This window comes from Prevotella melaninogenica (assembly GCF_018127925.1).
Classification (GTDB): Bacteria; Bacteroidota; Bacteroidia; order Bacteroidales; family Bacteroidaceae; genus Prevotella; species Prevotella melaninogenica_C.
On the sequence record NZ_CP072348.1, the window covers coordinates 562621 to 582982 of the forward strand.

The following is a 20362-nucleotide window of genomic DNA, read 5'->3' on the forward strand; positions in this document are numbered from 1 at the left end:
TCCTTCCTCTATAAACTTTGCAATGGAAACGGAGTTGGACTTATCTTCTATGAAGAAGGACCTTAACGCTATGGACCGTCTTATAGAAGAAAATACCCAAGCTATGCGCCAAAAGAATCAGGAAATTGAATCTTTAAATAGTGAATATAAAAAGACGTTCACCCTTATGCAGGAGGAGTCACGTAGAGGTAACTATACCAAATATCAAGAATTACGTAAACAATTAAAAGATCTTGAAACAAAGATTCAAGCTTTGAAAAAACAATATAGTGACCTTGAGGTTGAGTCTTCTGTTTTGAAAGATAAGCGTGAAGAATTAAAGGATGACTATAATGATACTATCGATGGAGGTAATAGACTCCCTGCTATCATGAAGTCTCTTGAGTCAGCTTTTGGTCTTACATGGAAAGGTGATGGTCAATGGGATACAAGAGACGGTTCTTGTTACCGTTATACTCGTAAGGCAAACTATCGGAATCTTGGAGAGCTGACCTTTAAGGCAGAACTTACACTTTATTCAGGTCCAAAACATTTTATAGGTATTCGTATTCACAGAGCAAAGTTGAATATTGACTGGAAGCTGACAAATGAGAATCCTCATTCTGATGTCGTGGAGGTCATGCAGTTTAACAAAGAATGGTCAGATAAGGAAAAGGCTGATAAGGTTAATGACCGTATATCCTACTGGCTACAGAATAATTCTAACTGTACTTGTAGAGTAGAGTATAATAAGGAGAATAAGGATAGTCTCAATGATGTTGATGATGCAGCTCATCTACTCTGGGTTAGTGATCGCCTTGCTATAGCCAGTGAGATTGACAGTAGACTTTCAAAAATATATTCTGACTTACAATTTCTTTTAGCCCAAGTTTAACACCCACCTTCGCCTAATTGTTACTGTCACCGTACTTTCCTCGTTTTTCTTATGGGCTCTGTGTCCTACAAATTTTATTCTTTTTGAATGGTGAGTGTTTTAAGTTCAACTTATCGTATATCTGTTTTGCTTGCTTCGAAGGACTACTGCACTGGCGCATCTCGATGGTTTCACCTAATGGATTCTTCCCTTTTGTGGTGACGAGCTTTTGGGTACTCATACGTCGTACTATCTCGGTCCAGTAACAGGATTCTCCTTCTCGTTTTAATTGACAACGGATAGTGTTTACCACCCAGTAGGCTAATAAACCGAAGAAAAGGTGTGCGTCGCTTCGCTCATCTTTCTGATGATAGATTGGACGGAGGTTGAGATCATTCTTTAGTTGTCTGTTCGTACATTCTATCTCACGAATGAGATTGTAGTATTCCCATGTTACACACTCAGAAAGTGTCCTGACATTGCTACGGAGGAAATAGACTCCATGACCAGATTCCATTGCCGAGAGGTCTTTTATCTCCCAGTCTACACGTAGCATCTCCTTGGGCTTCTTCTCATTTTTTATGTAGCTTATCTGGTAGAACTTCGCTATAGAAGGGTACTTCTGTATGGCACGTCCTGTACGTTCAACAACCTTTTCATAGGTTTTTGTTCCACCTTTCTTGGAGATTCCATTGTTTATCCTCTGCAGTTCCATCTCAAAACGCTCTTTCCAAACCCTGTTCATGGACGACTCTGTCATAGCTTTCGAAGGAGATGTTATTTCGAGATAATAATCCTCATCATCCTCTGTCTTAACCTCTTTCAGCGTTATCTTCTGCCGACGGGCATCCATTACTGTAACGCTCTTGTTATCATCACTGAGCATATAGTCTTTCATTTTCGTACGGGATACGCAGAGATAATTGTAACCCTTTTTCTTTATTAACTCCAAGTTCTCTTCCGTGGCAACACCTGCATCCATGACAACGAGCGTATCCTTTGTTCTTGATGGATTCCTCTTTGCCAGCGTATCAATCATATTGGGTAGAGACTTGGGATCTGCTGTATTACCCTCTAAGATAGAAGAATAACGTATAAAACCTTCTTTATTGATACATAATGCAAGTACAAGTAGCTTACAGTCAGAGCGTTTTTCTTTTGAACGACCGAACTTGGCCTTGTTGCTGTTACGCTTGCTGCCCTCGAAATAGAAGTTGGTTAAGTCGAAGAGCATCAACTTGTTGTCTATATTAAAGAGAGCGTCAGTAATGCTGCACAGATGATGCTCTAACTGTTCCTTTAGTTCATATAATTTATCAGTGATTTTATACAGAGAATTGATTCCTGGTGTCCAGCCAGGAACTCCACTATAAAGTTCAGCGGCAGCCGAGTTATCGCGCAAATAATAATAAGATGAACGTTCAGAAACTGCATATACCGTGCGAACAATCAATGCTGACAAAGCCGTGTGTATCGCATTCTCCGTCCACCCGTTTTTGCGCAGAAAACCCTCTAATTGTAGCTTGTCTATTGTCTGCTTGCAGAGCCACTCTGCACCAACATTCCTTGCGTCAGTATAGTTTGCCGTCTCAAGGTCTATGTAGTTCTCATATTTTCTCAGCGACTTCTGCTCTTCCTTATTAAATCGATCGATTCCACCTTCTTTCTCCATACGGATCCACCATTCGTCAGCCTTTGCCTGTTCAATAGGAGTAAGACCGTCAAGATGTTCTTTGAAAAGCGAGGGTGTACTTCTATTTTTGAAGCGTTCGGTAAGAGCGTATGCAATTTTTCGAACCTGTACAGCAGTAAGTGAAGGTTCGAACCCGATATTCAACAGAATTAGCGAATGTACATGACCCTGCACATCACGATATGACTCCTTGATGCGATAATAAGGAGCCATGTCCCCTGTGGCAGGGTTGAATCGTGTCTGTACATTTGCGTGCATGAGTGCAAAGTAACAAAATAATTTTGATATGACTGTGTCCTACAAATCAGATTTTACTCCTCGTTACAATACCCTATACTTGATTATCAACCATTTATCAAATTGATACTACACAAAACATCCCGAAAATTTATGAAAAATAATTTTGCCGGTTAAACTTGGGTTAATGGTTTAGCAGAGGATATAGAGGAGGATATTTGTAATGAAATAATAACGCTTTTCTTAGATAAACGACCTATTATTAGGTGGTACTTAAATAGTTATTGGTGTCCGATAAAACTTTTTTGGAGTTATCTGTGTTAGATAAAATAGGCTTAAACTTATGATTTCATTAATTTATTTGGTTATTATAGGGCTTTCCTTGTCAAAATAAGCGCATTTTATAATGCTTACAGTTTAAAACTAAGAACCAAGCCCCTAGATAAGTAAAACGGCTGCAACACCGATGAATAAAGAGATACAGAACTTTCAGTTTATTTTTACCGGACAGCAATATTAAATAGTACAGAACAGTTAGAAATGGATATTGATGTAAGATTTGTAGATAGTCTGGATATTCACAATAAGATATGTGATTTCTTTACAGGTTTATCTTGCTTAATAAATGACAATATATTCTTATTAGACAATATTATTAAGGAAAAACCTTTGGTATTAATGATTTTCAAACCCCAAACATCACCTCAAATAATAGAAGATACTTTAAGTTTACAACAAGCTACTTAAACAGAACATTAAGTTTCTTCAGAAAACAAGTTAGTTATAATGTAGCATAAAAGAGGGGGATTACTTGGCATCTAACTAATGCCCTTTAAGGATTCTATATTACTCCGCACATATCGTGTTGCTGCTCCGCACGTATTGTGCTGTTGGTAAGCACTAAGCGTGTTGATGGCAAATCAGCTTGTAATTCATTATCAGAGTGAGCTCGGCTTATTGATAGAAGATAACTTTTGCTGTCACTTCTATCACTTTATATTCTCATCTAACTCATTAGTTTACAGAAGGATTACAAGATGTGTTGAAAGTGACAGCAAATTAAAACAAAACTATTCTTGTAAGATATGGAATAGTTTTGCTGTAACCTATATCGAAAGAATGGGAGATCTTAATTTCTTTCAAACATTAATTAATAGTACTATTTATTTCTCTCTTCTTTCAATATTAATTGCATACGAGAAACCTCATCAGGGTGCTCATCAGCAACATTTTTGGATTCAAAAGGACTGACAGTCATATCATAAAGTTGGGGAAAAGGAAGATTTCCTGTTTCAATCTTTGGTCCCCATTGAATCATTTTTGGTCCGTTACTTGGTTCAATGTACCGATATTGAGCGGTAAGCACTGAAAGGACATGTGTGTTAGATTGTCCAATTACATAGTTACGCCCCTTCAGGTCTTTACCAAGAAGGGTAGAAAGGTAGTCACGACTGTCAGGTGCACTACCTTTTGGAAATCTTGCTTGAACGAGTGAACCCAAAGAAGATAAAAGGTCAATCTGACTCACAAGTGCTTTAGACACCATTCCTCCCTTAATCTTACGAGGCCAAGATATAACTAATGGAACAGCTGTTCCACCTTCAAAAGCACTATATTTATTGCCACGGAAAGGACCAGCAGGGCTATGACCATTGAGGAGTTCTTCTGCACCATCCTGATATCCATCATCTACGACAGGTCCGTTATCGCTTGTAAGAATAACGAGTGTATTGTCATCTATCTTTAGTTCATGTAGTTTCTTCATTAACTGTCCGACAGTCCAGTCAAACTGAACGATAGCATCACCTCTCACTCCCATTGGATTCTTTCCCCGGAAACGCTTGTGAGGGAAGCGAGGAACATGAACATCATTTGTTGCGAAATACATAAAGAAAGGTTCTTTCTTATGGTTTTCAATAAATTTCACTGCGTGTACAAGTATTGAGTCGGCAAGGTTTTCATCCTTCCAAAGAGCCTTTCCACCACCTTTCATATAGCCAATTCTACCGATCCCATTAACGATAGACATGTCATGTCCATGACTCGAACGCATATTATATAGGAGTTCTGGATTCTTACGTCCTGTAGGTTCACCCTCAAAGTTTCGTACATAAGAGACTTCTATTGGGTGAGCTGGGTCATAGTTTGCAACCGAACCATTCTCTATAAAGACACATGGTACACGATCTGCAGTGGCAGCCATGATATAATGATAATCAAAACCAAGATCGCCTAACGACTCTGGCAAAGGTGCGTTCCAGTCTTGTTCGCCCCCCTTGTAACCCAGTCCAAGATGCCACTTTCCTATAGCACAGGTAGCATATCCACGACTCTTAAACATATCAGCCATCGTAAATTGACTCGGTTTTATAATCATACCAGCATTACCAGCAGCTACATCTGTACCTTCTCGACGCCAAGCATATTCACCAGTAAGAAGCGAATAGCGAGAGGGAGTACTTGTTGCAGCGACTGCATGTCCATTCGTAAAACGTATACCTGACTGTGCGAGCTTATTAATATTAGGTGTTTGAACATTCTTGGCACCATAACACTCTAAATCACCATAGCCAAGATCATCAGCCAATATAATAATTACATTTGGCTTATCTGTAGTTGTTCCACGTGTTTGAGCTAAAGCTTTCTGACCTGTTCCGATTGCAGAAGACACTAAGGCTATTGTCAAGAGTTTTTGTTCCATTTTGTTTTTAGTTTCCAATTAGGTAAATATTTGGACTTTATAGATGTTATTTATGAGAGAATAGTATTCAAAATATACATTTTCTTTCCAAATTTAAACGACCACAAAGAAAGCAAAAATATTTGAATTAGTCAAATTTTTCAACGTATTAATTACCTCAACATCGTAGTCGAAATAGGGCTTGTCAATGTTAATAGAGTACATAAATAAAATACGTTTATTAACGCATAGCTGCTGTTTGTCGATAAATATAATACATTTGCATATAATTAATAAAAGTAAAATTAACAGTTTTGTTGATAAAAATATTGATAAAAAACTTGTAATGACGGAAAAAAGGATTATCTTTGCTGCAAAAAGAAAGGAAAGGAGGATTTATTATTTTTGAAAGGAATTTTATTATTTACTGTCTACGACCAGCCTTTTATTGGACAAGGTTCAATAAAGAAGAGAATGTTCACGATAACAATAATATCTAATTTTTTAGGCTTATGACGGAGATTTCACTTATAGCATTTGATGCTGATGATACACTGTGGGGTAGTCAGACCTACTTTAATACAGTGGAAAAAGTGTACTGTGAGATTCTTGCCCCGTATGCTTCTGCAGATGAGGTGTCCCATACTCTCCGCGCCACTGAAAAGGCTAACATACCACTTCTTGGTTATGGAAGTAAGGCTTTCATGCTATCACTAATAGAGAATGCGGTCAAAATCAGTCACGGAAAGGTAAAGGGCTATGATATCGGACAGATTGTTGAGGTAAGCAAAGAATTGTTGCGATTACCAGGTCATCCTTTCGATGGAGTTAAAACAACATTGGCAAAACTGCATGACACTGGTAGATATCGAATGATTGTATTTACAAAAGGAGAACTGCTTGATCAGGAAAATAAGTTTCAACGCTCGGGACTACGTCCCTATTTTGATGATATTGTTATTGTATCGGATAAAACACCAGATGCTTATACACGACTTTGCAAACAGTTTGGTGTAAAAGCTGAGCAAGTATTAGCGGTCGGAGATTCATATTCAGAAGATGTAGCTCCAGTATTAAAAATAGGAGGATGGGCGATTCATATTCCAAATTATATGGATAATGAGGGCAGATCATATCTTAATAAGATTCATCCACATTTGATAAGATTATCAAGATTCGCAGAACTGACTAATTTCTTGAGTCCTAACTCCAGGTTAATTGATGAGTGTAAGCTTTCATAACGTAGACTTCTGGCTAAAAAGAAGTCTATTTGGAAGTTACTAATTAGTAGCATATAGAAGGAATAAAGTCCTGTCATAATCAGTTAATAAATTATGGCAGGACTTTTCTTTATATATAGATGATAAGCAGTTTGATAGCTAATTACCTTATATTGTCGACATATTAATAGTGCTTTTAATCGTACACAAAGGTGAAAACCTTTTCTGCAGTTAACGTATTACCCACAAAACATGCTTTGTTAGCAATATACTCAAACTTCTTACGCTGTTTTTCATCAAATGAAGCCTTAAGATGAAAAGTTATCGGAATACGAGTAACTGTGAACTTTTCCATATCTTCTTCGCACTCACCAACTTCAGCATAACAGCCAGTGAAGTCTACACCTCTACGCTCAGCTTGCAAACCCATAAGAGTTAGAACACAAGCAGATAATGCGTTACCTAATAGTTGAACAGGGTTTTGATTTTCTCCAAGGCCACCAACTGCTTTTCCAGCATCTGTTGTTACGAGAACTCCCGATCTTACGTGTTTTGCCTCAACGCGTCCCTTCCCTTGATAAATTGCTTTCGTTACTACCATAATAGATATTCTTTAATTGTGAATCAAAATAATTCTTTATAACTGAATTGATATGACAAATATAATATATTATGTTGAGAATAGCAACTAAAAGGACCATTATTTATTGTCGGATTTAAAAGCATATGGAAACCATAAATACTCAATGCAACACAGAAGGGTTACAAATCGTGAAGTATTCTGGTGGTAGTGTAAAGAAAATGGTTGTTAAATAATAATGCGACTTTTTTTATTAAGGAGTAAGAATAAGGGCTCAAATCATTCATTATGATTTAAGTAGGCTTTCTTTTAGTGTGAGTAGATTTAATCATTAACTTGATTCAGGAACAAACTAATATATAAAGAGTCATTTTAACCCAAATTGGTCATTAGACCACAATATGTATAATTCTTCTTACTATAGTGTTGTTTCCTAACATCTTTTATTTTCTTATCGGTATCTTGTGTGTCTTTGTAACTTGACGTAGCCCGCTATGCCTGCGTTACAAAGCCAAACAATCTGCTCGATAATAAAACAAAATATGTTTAGCCTCTAATGGCCGATTTGGGTTAAAGTACTCCTACAAAAGCATGAATCCCGGCTCCATAAGGAGACCGGGATTATGTTGTTTGTTTGGAATAGTTGTTTGTTTGTTTCGCTTTAAGCTTCTGGCTTTACAGTCTTAGCAGCGTAAACTTCCTCTGAAAGGACAGAAACAGTACTCTTATTGTACTTGCCCTTGTGGAAGTAAACAACACCGTCTGCAAGTGCATACAATGTGTCGTCCTTACCCTGTGCAACGTTCTCGCCTGGGAAGTGCTTGTTACCGCGCTGGCGAACGATAATGTTACCTGCGATAATCTTCTGGCCACCCCAGATCTTAACACCTAAACGCTTTGAAGCTGATTCGCGACCGTTCTTAGAACTACCTACACCTTTTTTATGTGCCATTCTTAAGTCCTCCTTGTTAAGCGTTAATTGATTTAATTTCTACCTGAGTGAAGTGTGAACGATGACCGTTCTTCTTTCTGTAGTCCTTACGACGTTTCATCTTGAAGACAACTACCTTGTCGCCTTTTACGAGAGGAGCTACTACCTCAGCTACTACCTTTGCGCCCTCGACAGTTGGTGCGCCTACTGTGACTGTTCCGTTGTTATCAACCAACAGAACCTTGTCAAACTCAACAGCCTTGCCTTCTTCCGCATCTTTGATGTGGTTTACGAAGAGCTTCTTGCCCTCCTCAGCCTTGAACTGCTGACCGTTAATTTCTACAATTGCGTACATTTTTTATTGTAAACGGGTTTGTACCGCTGGGCGGCTGAGCATCTATCCAGCACTTATTCTGAGCCCAAAACGGCATAATCGGTTGCAAAGTTACTAAAAATTAATGTTATGTAACATAATAATAAATGATAATTCTTGCCTAATTAACAATAATTAGAGCATTTATAGCACATAAAGTTACTTTGATATGGAATCAGTCAATAAAATAAGACATATGATGTATGATAAATACACTTGATGATTTCTTGTCAATATAACCAAGTATACGCACATAAAAGAAGCTACCTTCAAGTTTGATTGAAAGTTTCATAGAATATGATTAATGCCAAAAACTTATAACATTACTACGCATACTAAGCGTTGTTCAAGGAAACTCCATAGATGTTACAAGCTTTAGTAATTGTCATTTATATCTCATATCAAAGGAGCTATCGTCTAAATTATCAAGTTGACGTTCATCCTCTTGATAAACATTATCAAGATTAAACTCTTGTTCGTTGTGCATCTTTGGTTTACGTTTCATAGTTATATTCCTCCATAGAGTAGCTCCGCCGTAAAGCATACCTCTTATTATAATTGATTTAGGATACGGCAAGTCCTTGTTATCTTGTTTACAAATATATAAAATATAATTGATAGTTTCGTCAACAAAAATGATTTTCTTTATTGTTTTTTCTATTGTAAAGAAGGTTTAGGGTAGGGCAGAAGGAATATGAGTCTTTCGTTATTAGTAAAAAGTTAAGCGTAATAAAAGTAAATGGCAAGCATTATATTTGCACATTAAATTGGAATATAATAACTTTGTATCTACTGAATCACAATTAATGATGTTATGGACAAGAAAAAGCAACGTAATGATGAAGATATGAAATGGAGTATACTTGCATCCGAGCAACTTATTAATCGACCTTGGATGAAGGCTCGTCGTGATACTGTTCAGTTACCAAATGGAAAGATCTATGATGAGTATTATGTACTTTCATATCCAAAGTGGATTAATGTAATTGCTGAGACAGAAGATGGGAAACTTATCTTGGAACGTCAATATAGACACGGACTTGGCGTCGTGTCAACAGAGATTTGTGCAGGAGTAGTAGAAGAAGGAGAGGCTCCGCTACATGCAGCACAACGAGAATTAGAAGAAGAAACTGGGTACACTGGTGGTAAATGGGAAGAGATTATGACCATAGCTCCTAACCCAGGAGTTATGGATAATCTATGTCATTGTTTCTATGCTCGTGGCGTAAAAAAGACAAACAAGCAGCATCTTGATGAGACAGAAGACATAGATGTTTTTCTTTGTCCTAAGGAGGAAGTAAAACAAATGTTATTACGTGGTGAGTTTATTCAAGCATTAATGGTAGCTCCATTATGGAAATACTTTAGCATCAAAGATTGATTTAATTTCAAACATTCTAATAGATAAGAACATGATTACAAAAGATAGCATTGAGGCTGCCTATTGCTTTTTCCATCAGAAGTATCAAGTTTACGCATTCTCAAACAGCGAACGACAGAAAGATGACATCGAATATGCCATCAGTTCATATGTAGATGGGATGAGTCCAGAACTATACAAACTGTTAGCTAACGGTCGAGAGGAGTTTCTTCTAACACATAATAGATTTGCTGAAGATATGCAAGAAGCTATTAAAACACTATCCAATTTGTCTCTTTAGTCTTCTAATCAGCCAAATGTAGGCTGGAATAAGGAATATATCTGCCATTATCCATGCTACTGGGTCAGCATAACAAACACCTATCCATGCCAAAGCGGGTACTAACCAAATACTCACACCGCAGCGTGCTATCATTTCCATAACTCCACTCATCATACTCAAGTTACTATATCCAAGACCTTGAATACTGTATCGAAGAATGACGAGAACTCCCAATGAAGGATAGAACCAGTTTGAAATACGCATCAATTGTGCTGCATTTTCAATTACTTCCTGTTCATTTCCATTGACAAAAATCATCATCATTTTGTCTGCAAAAGGATAGATAATAATAACTGTAAGAACGAAATAAGCCATCATTATCCACATTGCATCATTCACACCAGTTTTTATTCGCTGAAGTTTCTTTGCACCAAGGTTTTGTCCACAGTATGTTGCCATGGCTACACCTATATTTTCAAGTACACAAGTGAAAAGGTATTTAATACGAATAGCCGCAGTAAATGAAGCAACATAAACTGTTCCTAAAGCGTTATTTGCACTTTGAAGCATGATAATACCAATAGAGGTAATAGAGAATTGTAGCCCCATAGGTATACCATTGTTCAGCAGAATACTTATTTTTTTGTTATCAAACTGACGTTCATCGCCGATAGGTACGAGGATTGTCATGTGTCGTTTGATAAACCACCAACATAATGATGATGCAAAAACCTGACTGAGGAAAGTTGCTATGCCAGCTCCTTCAACTCCCATTCCCAGTAACAGAATAAAAACAATATCAAGAAAAATGTTTAAGAAAGAGGATACAAGAAGAAAGTAAAAAGGCTGCTTAGAATTACCTAATGCTCGTATCTGACCAGATAAAAGATTATAGGCAATAGTGAAAGGGATAGTGCAAAACTGCAGAAAAAGAAAGATATAAGCATCATGAAAAACATCTTCTGGCGTGTTAACCATTCGTAGAATCTTATCACATAGGAAACAAGAAAGTAACGTGATGACTATGGCTAAAACTAAAGCAATACGCATAGCGTTGCTAACATAACAACGCATTTTATGGTAGTCCTTTGCTCCAAAAGCTTGTGCTACAGGTATAGCAAAGCCTGCACATGAACCATTACAAAAGCCCATGATGAGGAACATAATACTACTTGATGCACCCACAGCAGCCAATGCCCCTACACCTATCCATCTTCCTACTATTGCAGCATCAATAATTAGATACATTTGCTGCAATATATAACCAAGAATGAGGGGTATTGCAAATTTCAAGATAGCACGTGAAGGAGCGCCTTCTGTCATGCTTTCTATATGTTGTGTTGTTTCTTCTGATGCCATTATCCTTTTATAACCCCTCAATTATAAAACTGTGAACTTCCTAATAACTGTGTTTGTTATTGTTTCTTTGAGGCAAACTCAACCTTAATATTTTTATAGCCCATAGAACGGAGGAACTGAGTAAACTGTTGCTTAGCATTTTTTTCAGCTGTGCTAATATTCTCAATTGTCATACAACGAGCTAACATCTTTTTATAGGCGCGATTATAGAGTTGTTCACGATCAGCCGAAGTCCAGTCTCCTTTCTCAAAAAATGAGCGTGACTTTGCCTCGTCGATAAAGTTAGTGTCAAGTAATCCAATAGGTGGCAACTTTGCAACGATAACACTGTCATTCTCAACACGAAGCCAATGAGGTTCTGCCTGATGTAAGTCAACACCTAAACGAACCGTACCATAATAGATACGCACAAGTTCTGAATCAGAGAAGAAGCCACGACTCACCGTATCTATGAGTTCTTCATCATTGATTGCAAGAAATTCCCACTGACCTATATCTTGTATTTGTTGTATCTGTGTTGGCGTTATATCAATACGCTGGTCAGCAGATATACTTATCTCATTGGATGAATTAAACCAGTAAAACAGACCGCCACAAATACTAATGATGATTAAAAAGGTCAGCAGACAGCCTTTATTAAAGGATAAGAAACGACTGAGAAGTCCTTTCTTATTCGGCTTAATATCATTCTTCTTTTGCTCTGTTATTATATTTTCAGGTGTTCTTGTTTCCATTTTCAATCCTTTTTATTTACTTCAATCACCTGCCCTAAATCCTTAAGAGTAAACTTTTTGCGGAATGAGACAGTTATGTCAGATTCTTTATAACCCATAGCAGTAAAGATCGGAACAAGCTGTCGTGCAGCACTTTCTTGTGCCTGTTCGATGATACCCATCTGTGGTATAGAAGCTATAATCTGTTTTCTTCCTTGTGCCTCATAACTTGTAAGTTCAGCATCCGTAAAGTTATGACGTGTCAGTGCCACATATTCCTTCACCTCCTTATGATTAATCTTTGTTGAAGTAAGAACAATCTTTGGATCGGGTAGGGTAATGAGAAGTTCCTTACCTTGGCGTTGAATATTCTTATCACTAAAACCAGATAAGTCTATGTAGGCCTTCAATGTAGCGTCCATTGGGATTGCAATTCGACGGTCGCCTAATGGTAAAGTCACGCTGAAGTCTTGTTTCATGAACGAGCCAGACAGTTTCATCTTATCATCATGAGTGATAATCTTATGAATACGATATTCTGTCGTGTAAAGTCGTGAACATTGCTGTACCTGTGTTACCAGCATTGGAATCGTATCAATAACCTTTGCAACTGGCTCTTCAGTATTTTTTTTATCAGTACAAGCCACTGTCAGCAATGAAAAAAACGACAGTAGGAGGGCGAAATGTTTCATTCTAAATCTTTATAATTATCTGCGCAAAGATACAAAAAACACATGATAAAACACTTACTTGACTAATAAAAAGAAACAAAAAGGTAGAGTAGGGGGATAAGTAAACCTTACGCGTTGATGATAATTGTAAACAAAAACTTGCCCCATTACACCAAGAGTGGTGACAGGGGCAAGAAAACGAAAATTAAATTAATAAATTAAAAAGTATTGCTATTGATATCACATCAAGGGCATATCTCTAAAAACATGAAAAAAATTAATTCAGAATCTTTCAAAACCGAGTTTGTTTCCAAATCTGTTCTGTTAACCCAAAACCTTTCGCATTCAATGAGGGTTAAACGGTGTCTGGTACAGGTCCATTTTCCTCTTCTTTCTTTTCCTTTTCCTTTTTCTTCTTGTCTTTCCCTGCCTCTTCTGTCTTTCTCACCGATTCGTAGGAATTTACGGCAAGCTCACGTTTCAATTCTGTTCCAGGCGTAAAGACCACACGAGGCTTAATCGTCTCGGTCTTAAAAGCTTTTTCTGTTTCTGATCCTTTGCTCGCCAGTGTGACACGCATCGAGCCAAACTCGCCCAATTGAATGCTGAAACCATCACGGAGATAATGGGGCAAGCAATCAATAAAGTTATACAACACGTTCGACACATCACCACGTGTCAAGGACGAACGCCCCGCAATGTCACGCGCAATGTCGTCGAGCGACTTATGCCCAAGATTAACAGGGTTAGCATAAAACTTTACTTCCTCCCGCTTCTGCGGATTTTTCTTTGGTACTAAACGAATTTTCATAATTCTTCGTGTTTAAAGTTATACATTAGATTTTATTTATCATAGCGTAGGGCAGCACGCTTCAGCAGCTTTCTTTGCGCCTCTTCATGCTGCCCCATTCTATTTTCTTGGTTTGTTTCCTGCCTTTCATCGTCTCTTCTTCCTCCTTTCAGCACCCTCTTCCCGCCAGATACGTATTCCCTTGCTGCGCAATGCGTATCTACGTGCCGTTAGATGCGGTGAGCGTTGCTGCTAAATGCGGTGAGCGCTGCTGTTAGATACGCATCTAACAGCTGCGCAATGCGTATCTATAAGTAGCTAAATACGCATCCGTCAACACGTAGATACGGTGAGCGCAGCGACGGAATACGCATTCAGCAGAAATCCTGTCTGTTAGGCACTCCCCCCCTTTACTTCCCTTCGGTCAGTGACCGTTGGTTCGGGGGGGACCGGGGTGGGGTCTTACGGCGGTTCTTTTGGTGTCGCCTTTTAGAGGGCGACACCTATAAAAGGCAATCGCGAGGACTACTGAAGCGCCTCCGCCCTGAACCCGAAGCCGCGGTTGCTGTTGTACACGTAGACGCGACCACTGCCGAAGTACAGATCGTACGCGTCGTAACTGTCCCATGGGTAAGCACTTGACGACCAATAGTAGCCAACGTTGCCAACACGGTACAGCTGACCAGAGTTGTAGTAACCCAAGGCGGGCAGGTAGAAATATTTGTTTGCATCGGCTGCTGATGGGACACCTGAGTTGATGCTACTGCTGTTGTTGTTGTAGTTCTTCCATGTTGTACGCAAGTCGGTTGTATTATCGGCGGATTTCTCGGTGTCGTAATGATGCTCGGCTTGTAATACAGACTTCTTCTTAAACCACATGCCACCTTTATATAAATGACCCATGGTAGTCCAAAGTTCGTCTGCGTCCCAACGTGGTTCGCCGTACATACAATACCAAGACATCTCGTTTGCGTTTGGAAGGTCTTTACATGATGCGTGGGTAGCTGGATTACTTACGCCATAACCTGGGTAATACTCGTTGTAGTAACGTGAGTCAGCGTTGCTCTGGGGGTAATTTGATGAACTGCTACCGTTTAATGTTGGCTGACCTGTGTTTCCTGACAAGTGCTTTGTCCATTCGTAACCGTACCAATATTGATTCTGTGCGTCCCACATATAATAATGGTCGCCGAGGTAGTTCTTTACGTCAAGATTAGCAGTAATGTTGTAATACTTGTTCTGGTCGTAGGTTGCTGATGATAATGTCTTGGTTATAGTTCCCTCTGTACCTGTTGCAACGTCCTTAACCCAATAACGTATCTTTAGTATGTGGGTACCAGGCTTTATTACGACGTATGCACCGTTGGTAGCTGCGCTTGTAGCGTTATTGGTTAAAGGGAAGCCGTTAGGGTATGTTCCGCTACCACCTGTTGAAATAATAATCTGCTTGCCTGTACCAGTGCCTGTTAGTTCGCCTGTTGTTGGGTCGAGCGTGTAAGTACTGGTAATGTCATTGTCAGAATTTACCTCTACCTTAGTCAAGTAACAATTATGCAAAATTGTGTTGCTGGTACGTGGCAAGAAGAGAAGATAAGCTGCCTTGTGGTCGAGTGTAAAGTTAAATTTACGCTCGCTCGCTATGCGTGTTGCTGTTGCCATACCACAATCGCCTGATACACCAAAATGAGCGGTGCTGTTTGGCTCTGCCTGACTTTGGTTTGCAGCGATTGTTACTTGATCCTGATTGCCATTCTTACCAGGGTAATAAACTTCGTAAGACATGTGAGCTGTGTATGTGCCAGGTACTTTGAACTTAAAGTAAGCAGTTTTATCTGTTGGCGAATTGCTACTTGCGTTCCAAGTGCCGTTATCGTCCTTTACGTATATCTTATCGCCTGCTTCCCAAAAGAATTTACCGTCACTTTCCATAGATGTACGGGTTGTTGGGTCACCTGTTGAGAAAGTTGTTAGTCTTGCATCGTAATCTTTGCCATTTTGGTTCTGCGCTATTTCCTCATTGGCACAAGAAGCAAATGCCAAACCTATGCCGAACGTAAGCGCCAAGGACTTTAATCGTGATAAGAATGAATGTTGTTTCATTGTTTTCTTCATTTTTCGTTGTTCTTTTAGTTTATTACTTTTTGTTAGTCTTTCCATGATGGAGTTTCGTCCTCGCCTTCGTCCATCCAATCAAATGCCTTCTTTGCATCTCCTGATGTGCCACCTGATTGTGCAGGATTATGCTGACCAGGATAAGACGTATCCATCAAATAAGTGGTTTCACTTACCTGAACTATTTCACACTTTGGTGCAGAATAGTTCTTCTTTTGTTTCTTTTTATCCATTGTTTTATCAATTAAAATAGTTATTATTTCGTGCTTAATTTCTTTTATTTCGTTTACATAGGGACACAAAAAAGCGAACAAAGGAAACTCCGAAAAGTCCTTTGTTTACAGGGGTTACACAGCACACATCGCGCGCGTATGCGTGAAGAAAAAGTGGGGAGGTTAGGCCTGGCCTATATATGAGAGAGAGAGAGAGAGAGAGAGTACAAAATTATTTGGAACTACCAAATAATTTGCACTATTTTTTTTGTCTTTCTTCGTTAAAGAATTTAATGCAGCACAAATAGAGCCTACACCTTTATTTCCTAAGGTGCAAACTTTTACTGAATTAATATTCTTGATGACGCTCATTGTTATTACAAGTTAATTTTAATTTAACTGGGCGCAAAGGTAGTGAGAATATATGAAACAAACAAGAAAATAGCAAAAAAATAAAAACATTTGTCTCTCCTTGCTCTACGTTACCTTATTAAATAGCAAACATCTTTGCAGAGGGCTTGAATAATGAGGCTAAATCCGTTATCTTTTCTTTGTATCTTCGCCTTTGGTTTAAAACGATAGCTTGGGTCTCTGACGAAATATCACACAGAGAAATAGAGAGTACGGAGGGTTATCAAAACAAAGTTCTGGTAGGCACGGAGGCACCGTCGGTGCGTGGAGCATCGGAGGAAGTATGCCAGTTTTATCAGAGACTCTATACCCAAAGCATTTATCTCAGAAGTTATCAGGAATCTGTATGCTACACCTCTGTGGCATTGCCTTTACCTCCGTCCCCTCTGTGACTCTGTGTGCCTTTGATATAAGACTTTTAGTTTATCACTCCATATTTCGGAAGAGCCATGTTTTAGATTCGAGTTGCATGAAAATTATTTGCAGACGGAGGTTAATAGGAGGATAATTTGTAGAAGACGAGAGACATGGTAATGGATAGACAGGATATTTCTATTTCATTAAATAAATATTTGATAACGCCCTATCCTCATAATAACCGCTTAAAAGGAAAATTAGAAATATAACCTATAGGAACAGGTTTTAGATAATAAAAAATCATATTCGACAATTTAAAAGATGCTTTTCTGCATAATTGACGTTTTTTTTCGTACATTTGCAGCATAATAGTAAATTAGAAGTATTTGGGACAACCATATATGGAATCATTAAGAGAGATATTTAGAATCGGTAAGGGACCATCGAGTAGTCATACGATGGGACCACAGCGTGCAGCAATAATCTTTGCAGAACGTCATCCAGAAGCAGCAAGATTTGAAGTTACATTGTATGGTAGCTTGGCTGCCACAGGCAAGGGCCACATGACAGATAAGGCCATTATTGACGTACTAAAACAAATAGCACCAGTAGAAATAGTATGGGAACCTTCGGTTTTCCTTCCTTATCATCCTAATGGCATGTTGTTTCGTGCCTATAATAACAGTCAAGATCTCTTAGACGAATGGACTGTATACAGTGTTGGAGGTGGTGCTTTGTCAGAAGGAAAGGCCACAGACGACTACTTCCATAAGGAGTCTGTCTATGATTTGCATACACTTAAAGATATCCAAACATGGTGTGAGCATCATGGACGTGGTTATTGGGAGTATGTAAAACATTGTGAGGGAGATGATTTATGGGACTATCTGCGTGAAGTTTGGAAAACAATGCAAGCTGCTGTTGAGCGTGGTCTTGACAGTGAAGGAGCCTTACCAGGTCCATTGAACCTTGCTCGTAAAGCACCTAATTATTATATAAAGGCACGTGGATATAAGCCTTCTTTACAGAGTCGAGGAATGGTTTATTCATACGCTTTGGCAGTTAGTGAGGAGAATGCCTCTGGTGGTACGATTGTGACCGCACCAACTTGTGGTGCCTGTGGCGTTGTTCCTGCAGTTTTATATCACCTGTCAAAGGGGCATGACTTTTCTGAAACTAAGATATTGCATGCACTTGCAACAGCAGGTCTTTTTGGTAATATAGTAAAATATAATGCTTCTATTTCAGGTGCCGAAGTAGGCTGTCAGGGTGAAGTTGGTGTAGCATGTGCAATGGCATCAGCAGCTTCTTGTCAGTTGTTTGGTGGTAGTCCATCTCAGATTGAATATGCTGCAGAAATGGGTTTGGAGCACCATTTAGGTATGACATGTGACCCCGTGTGTGGTTTAGTACAGATTCCTTGTATTGAACGTAACGCTTTTGCAGCTTGTCGTGCATTAGATGCTCAGCTTTATGCATCCTTCAGTGATGGTAGCCATCGCGTTTCATTTGACCGTGTTGTAGAGGTTATGAAGCAGACTGGACATGATATTCCGTCTCTTTATAAGGAAACAAGTGCTGGAGGTTTGGCAAAGGATTATCAGATGTAAAGCTTATTTGTCAATATTACATCTGTCTGATACCTATCAAAGAAGATATATAGATGCTCTTAATGCTCAGTAAACGTTTTACCAGATATTGGTAAAAGCATTTACTGAGCATTGTTTCTTATAATAAGAAAGTTAATTAAGGACTCATCTATCTTATTCATATTAGAGTCTTTTAAACCTATGGACATATTGAAAGAAAATAAAGACTATGCCATTTTATTAGACTTATTCATTTGCAGATAATCTAATTTAAGGTGCTATTAAACAATAATCAACATTCCTTTATAGGGTTATTTCTGTTAGTAATAATGGTGAAACCAATAATTTAACGAGCAATTTACTATTTTTCTTGCTTAATCATTCAGATTGAGCAATTAATTTTGTATATTCGCATTCGGCTTGTTTATTTTATAGCTAACATAAATATAGATGCAGATAGAATGACGAAAAACAATAGAAATATTTATGGTCAGAATTCTGTGAGTAGACTTTTCAAATATCTAAAGATATCAGATTTATGAAAGAATTAATATGCCCTAACTGCCATAAGGCATTTACTGTTGACGAAGCAGACTATGCTTCTATCGTTAATCAAGTAAAGAATACAGAGTTTAACGAGGAGGTTAACCGTCGTATAGCTGAGCTTCATGAGCAGCACAAGGCAGAACAAGCCTTAGCAACTGCAAAGACAGAACAAACCTTTCAGCACCAACTTTCTAAGAAAGAACTTGAACTTGGTGCCAAAGATGCTGAGATTGAACGTCTGAAGAGTGAGAAAGAAAGTGAACTTACAAAGCTAAAGAGTTCATTCTCAGCCGAGATAGAGGTGCTTAAAACACAGTTAGAAAACATTGCAACTCAGAAGAAGAATGAGATGATGATTGCTTTGGCAGAGAAGGAGCAGCAGATATCTAAGCTTAACTCTGTCATAGAACAAAATGAAAATAAGTTGCAACTTGTACTCATGGAGGAACGTAGTAAAGCTCAGAAAGAGGTTCAAGCAAAGGACACTGAAATCTCTCAGCTTCGTTCTGCAGTAGAATTAGAGAAGCGTGAAGCACAACTTCATGAGGCATCACTCATCAAACATCATGAGAATGAACTTCGAATGAAGCAGGATTTAGTGGACTACTATAAAGACTTGAAGACCAAGATGTCTACCAAGATGGTTGGTGAAACGCTTGAACAGCATTGTAGTATAGAGTTTGACCAGTATATCCGACCAATGATGCCTACTGCTTACTTTGAGAAAGACAATGATGCAAGCGATGGTACAAAGGGAGACTTCATCTTTCGTGCGGAAGAAGATGGTACGGAGTATATCTCTATCATGTTCGAAATGAAGAATGAAATGGATACTACTGCCACAAAACATAAGAACGATGACTTCTTGAAAAAGCTTGATGATGACCGCAAAAAGAAAGGTTGTGAGTTTGCTGTTTTAGTCAGTCTTCTTGAAGCTGATAATGAACTTTATAATACTGGCATTGTAAACAAGAGTCATCTGTACCCAAAGATGTACGTTATTCGTCCACAGTTCTTCGTTCCATTTATTAATCTTCTTGTACAAACGTCAAAGAAGAGTTTAGAATATAAGAAGCAACTTATTCTTTCACAGAGCAAAGAGGTGGATGTCACCAACTTTGAAAATAAGATTGAAGACTTCAAAACTAAGTTTGGGCGACATTATGAGATGGCATCTAAGAAGTTTAATGATGCTATTAAGGATATTGATGCTACAATTATAAAACTTCAAAAGGTACGTGAGGAACTTTTAAGTAGTGAGAATAATCTTCGTCTTGCTAATAAAGACACAGACGATCTTACAATACGTAGGCTAACGTACATGAATCCTACGATGAAAGCTAAGTTTGACGAAGCCCGTAAGAATAACCAGAATATAACAGAATAATTACA

At 38.4% G+C, this 20362-nt stretch carries 18 protein-coding genes; 7 read left to right on the forward strand and 11 right to left on the reverse strand.

Annotated elements, in window-relative coordinates:
* The first annotated feature begins 22 nt into the window (after positions 1 to 22).
* On the forward strand, positions 23 to 874 hold the full coding sequence (locus J4861_RS07815; protein WP_211817510.1) for a GAS domain-containing protein: 852 nt from the start codon (positions 23 to 25) through the stop codon (positions 872 to 874).
* A gap of 49 nt (positions 875 to 923) precedes the next feature.
* Here the strand turns inward: J4861_RS07815 and J4861_RS07820 are convergent, their stop codons facing one another.
* The gene (locus J4861_RS07820; RefSeq protein WP_211817123.1) at positions 924 to 2804 is read right to left on the reverse strand and encodes an IS1634 family transposase; all 1881 of its coding nucleotides are present in this window, start codon (positions 2802 to 2804) and stop codon (positions 924 to 926) included.
* A 519-nt stretch (positions 2805 to 3323) separates the two neighbouring features.
* Between J4861_RS07820 and J4861_RS07825 the strand changes: the two genes are divergently transcribed.
* Positions 3324 to 3530 carry a hypothetical protein gene (locus tag J4861_RS07825; protein WP_211817511.1) on the forward strand — a complete coding sequence of 69 codons (207 nt, stop codon included), beginning with the start codon at positions 3324 to 3326 and terminating at the stop codon, positions 3528 to 3530.
* Between the two features lie 412 nt (positions 3531 to 3942).
* Here the strand turns inward: J4861_RS07825 and J4861_RS07830 are convergent, their stop codons facing one another.
* Positions 3943 to 5484 (reverse strand): sulfatase-like hydrolase/transferase, encoded by a 1542-nt coding sequence (locus J4861_RS07830; RefSeq protein WP_211817512.1) that lies wholly within the window; start codon positions 5482 to 5484, stop codon positions 3943 to 3945.
* A gap of 491 nt (positions 5485 to 5975) precedes the next feature.
* Between J4861_RS07830 and J4861_RS07835 the strand changes: the two genes are divergently transcribed.
* Positions 5976 to 6704 carry an HAD family hydrolase gene (locus J4861_RS07835; RefSeq protein WP_211817513.1) on the forward strand — a complete coding sequence of 243 codons (729 nt, stop codon included), beginning with the start codon at positions 5976 to 5978 and terminating at the stop codon, positions 6702 to 6704.
* A gap of 175 nt (positions 6705 to 6879) precedes the next feature.
* Here J4861_RS07835 and J4861_RS07840 read toward each other — a convergent pair whose 3' ends face one another.
* The 3 genes from J4861_RS07840 to rplU form a co-directional block, all read right to left on the reverse strand.
* On the reverse strand, positions 6880 to 7284 hold the full coding sequence (locus J4861_RS07840) for an OsmC family protein (protein ID WP_013263974.1): 405 nt from the start codon (positions 7282 to 7284) through the stop codon (positions 6880 to 6882).
* Between the two features lie 640 nt (positions 7285 to 7924).
* Positions 7925 to 8215 (reverse strand): 50S ribosomal protein L27, encoded by a 291-nt coding sequence (gene rpmA / locus J4861_RS07845; RefSeq protein WP_004361192.1) that lies wholly within the window; start codon positions 8213 to 8215, stop codon positions 7925 to 7927.
* A 16-nt stretch (positions 8216 to 8231) separates the two neighbouring features.
* Entirely contained in the window at positions 8232 to 8549 is a 318-nt protein-coding gene (rplU, locus tag J4861_RS07850; RefSeq protein WP_013263975.1) for a 50S ribosomal protein L21, read from the reverse strand.
* An 832-nt stretch (positions 8550 to 9381) separates the two neighbouring features.
* Between rplU and J4861_RS07855 the strand changes: the two genes are divergently transcribed.
* A complete protein-coding gene (locus tag J4861_RS07855; protein WP_211817514.1) occupies positions 9382 to 9948 on the forward strand; it encodes an NUDIX hydrolase in 567 nt (188 codons plus the stop codon).
* Between the two features lie 31 nt (positions 9949 to 9979).
* Positions 9980 to 10228 carry a hypothetical protein gene (locus J4861_RS07860; RefSeq protein WP_211793154.1) on the forward strand — a complete coding sequence of 83 codons (249 nt, stop codon included), beginning with the start codon at positions 9980 to 9982 and terminating at the stop codon, positions 10226 to 10228.
* Here the strand turns inward: J4861_RS07860 and J4861_RS07865 are convergent.
* From J4861_RS07865 to J4861_RS07890, 6 genes are all read right to left on the reverse strand, one after another.
* Positions 10208 to 11569 carry an MATE family efflux transporter gene (locus J4861_RS07865; RefSeq protein ID WP_211817515.1) on the reverse strand — a complete coding sequence of 454 codons (1362 nt, stop codon included), beginning with the start codon at positions 11567 to 11569 and terminating at the stop codon, positions 10208 to 10210. The genes J4861_RS07860 and J4861_RS07865 overlap by 21 nt on opposite strands.
* Before the next feature lie 56 nt (positions 11570 to 11625).
* Entirely contained in the window at positions 11626 to 12303 is a 678-nt protein-coding gene (locus J4861_RS07870; protein WP_211817516.1) for a DUF4230 domain-containing protein, read from the reverse strand.
* A 2-nt stretch (positions 12304 to 12305) separates the two neighbouring features.
* A complete protein-coding gene (locus tag J4861_RS07875; protein ID WP_211817517.1) occupies positions 12306 to 12974 on the reverse strand; it encodes a DUF4230 domain-containing protein in 669 nt (222 codons plus the stop codon).
* Positions 12975 to 13308: 334 nt separating this feature from the next.
* Complete coding sequence (locus tag J4861_RS07880; protein WP_211817518.1) at positions 13309 to 13764, reverse strand: HU family DNA-binding protein; 456 nt, start codon at positions 13762 to 13764, stop codon at positions 13309 to 13311.
* A gap of 504 nt (positions 13765 to 14268) precedes the next feature.
* A complete protein-coding gene (locus J4861_RS07885; RefSeq protein ID WP_211817519.1) occupies positions 14269 to 15855 on the reverse strand; it encodes an Lcl C-terminal domain-containing protein in 1587 nt (528 codons plus the stop codon).
* A gap of 32 nt (positions 15856 to 15887) precedes the next feature.
* Complete coding sequence (locus J4861_RS07890) at positions 15888 to 16088, reverse strand: hypothetical protein (RefSeq protein ID WP_211817520.1); 201 nt, start codon at positions 16086 to 16088, stop codon at positions 15888 to 15890.
* Between the two features lie 1148 nt (positions 16089 to 17236).
* On the opposite strand from J4861_RS07890, the gene J4861_RS07895 reads away from it, so the two are divergent.
* Positions 17237 to 18445, forward strand: coding sequence for an L-serine ammonia-lyase (locus J4861_RS07895; RefSeq protein ID WP_036922943.1), 1209 nt, complete (start codon positions 17237 to 17239; stop codon positions 18443 to 18445).
* 517 nt (positions 18446 to 18962) lie between these two features.
* The gene (locus J4861_RS07900) at positions 18963 to 20357 is read left to right on the forward strand and encodes a DUF2130 domain-containing protein (protein ID WP_211817521.1); all 1395 of its coding nucleotides are present in this window, start codon (positions 18963 to 18965) and stop codon (positions 20355 to 20357) included.
* The last annotated feature ends 5 nt before the right edge of the window (positions 20358 to 20362 follow it).

Coding starts and splice junctions, on each gene's coding strand:
- J4861_RS07880 (WP_211817518.1), bottom strand. CDS start 13,764: ATGAAAATTCGTTTAGTACCAAAGAAAAATCCGCAGAAGCGGGAGGAA.
- J4861_RS07855 (WP_211817514.1), top strand. CDS start 9,382: ATGGACAAGAAAAAGCAACGTAATGATGAAGATATGAAATGGAGTATA.
- J4861_RS07830 (WP_211817512.1), bottom strand. CDS start 5,484: ATGGAACAAAAACTCTTGACAATAGCCTTAGTGTCTTCTGCAATCGGA.
- J4861_RS07825 (WP_211817511.1), top strand. CDS start 3,324: ATGGATATTGATGTAAGATTTGTAGATAGTCTGGATATTCACAATAAG.
- J4861_RS07815 (WP_211817510.1), top strand. CDS start 23: ATGGAAACGGAGTTGGACTTATCTTCTATGAAGAAGGACCTTAACGCT.
- J4861_RS07875 (WP_211817517.1), bottom strand. CDS start 12,974: ATGAAACATTTCGCCCTCCTACTGTCGTTTTTTTCATTGCTGACAGTG.
- rpmA (WP_004361192.1), bottom strand. CDS start 8,215: ATGGCACATAAAAAAGGTGTAGGTAGTTCTAAGAACGGTCGCGAATCA.
- J4861_RS07890 (WP_211817520.1), bottom strand. CDS start 16,088: ATGGATAAAAAGAAACAAAAGAAGAACTATTCTGCACCAAAGTGTGAA.
- J4861_RS07885 (WP_211817519.1), bottom strand. CDS start 15,855: ATGAAGAAAACAATGAAACAACATTCATTCTTATCACGATTAAAGTCC.
- J4861_RS07860 (WP_211793154.1), top strand. CDS start 9,980: ATGATTACAAAAGATAGCATTGAGGCTGCCTATTGCTTTTTCCATCAG.
- J4861_RS07900 (WP_211817521.1), top strand. CDS start 18,963: ATGAAAGAATTAATATGCCCTAACTGCCATAAGGCATTTACTGTTGAC.
- J4861_RS07865 (WP_211817515.1), bottom strand. CDS start 11,569: ATGGCATCAGAAGAAACAACACAACATATAGAAAGCATGACAGAAGGC.
- J4861_RS07820 (WP_211817123.1), bottom strand. CDS start 2,804: ATGCACGCAAATGTACAGACACGATTCAACCCTGCCACAGGGGACATG.
- rplU (WP_013263975.1), bottom strand. CDS start 8,549: ATGTACGCAATTGTAGAAATTAACGGTCAGCAGTTCAAGGCTGAGGAG.
- J4861_RS07835 (WP_211817513.1), top strand. CDS start 5,976: ATGACGGAGATTTCACTTATAGCATTTGATGCTGATGATACACTGTGG.
- J4861_RS07840 (WP_013263974.1), bottom strand. CDS start 7,284: ATGGTAGTAACGAAAGCAATTTATCAAGGGAAGGGACGCGTTGAGGCA.
- J4861_RS07870 (WP_211817516.1), bottom strand. CDS start 12,303: ATGGAAACAAGAACACCTGAAAATATAATAACAGAGCAAAAGAAGAAT.
- J4861_RS07895 (WP_036922943.1), top strand. CDS start 17,237: ATGGAATCATTAAGAGAGATATTTAGAATCGGTAAGGGACCATCGAGT.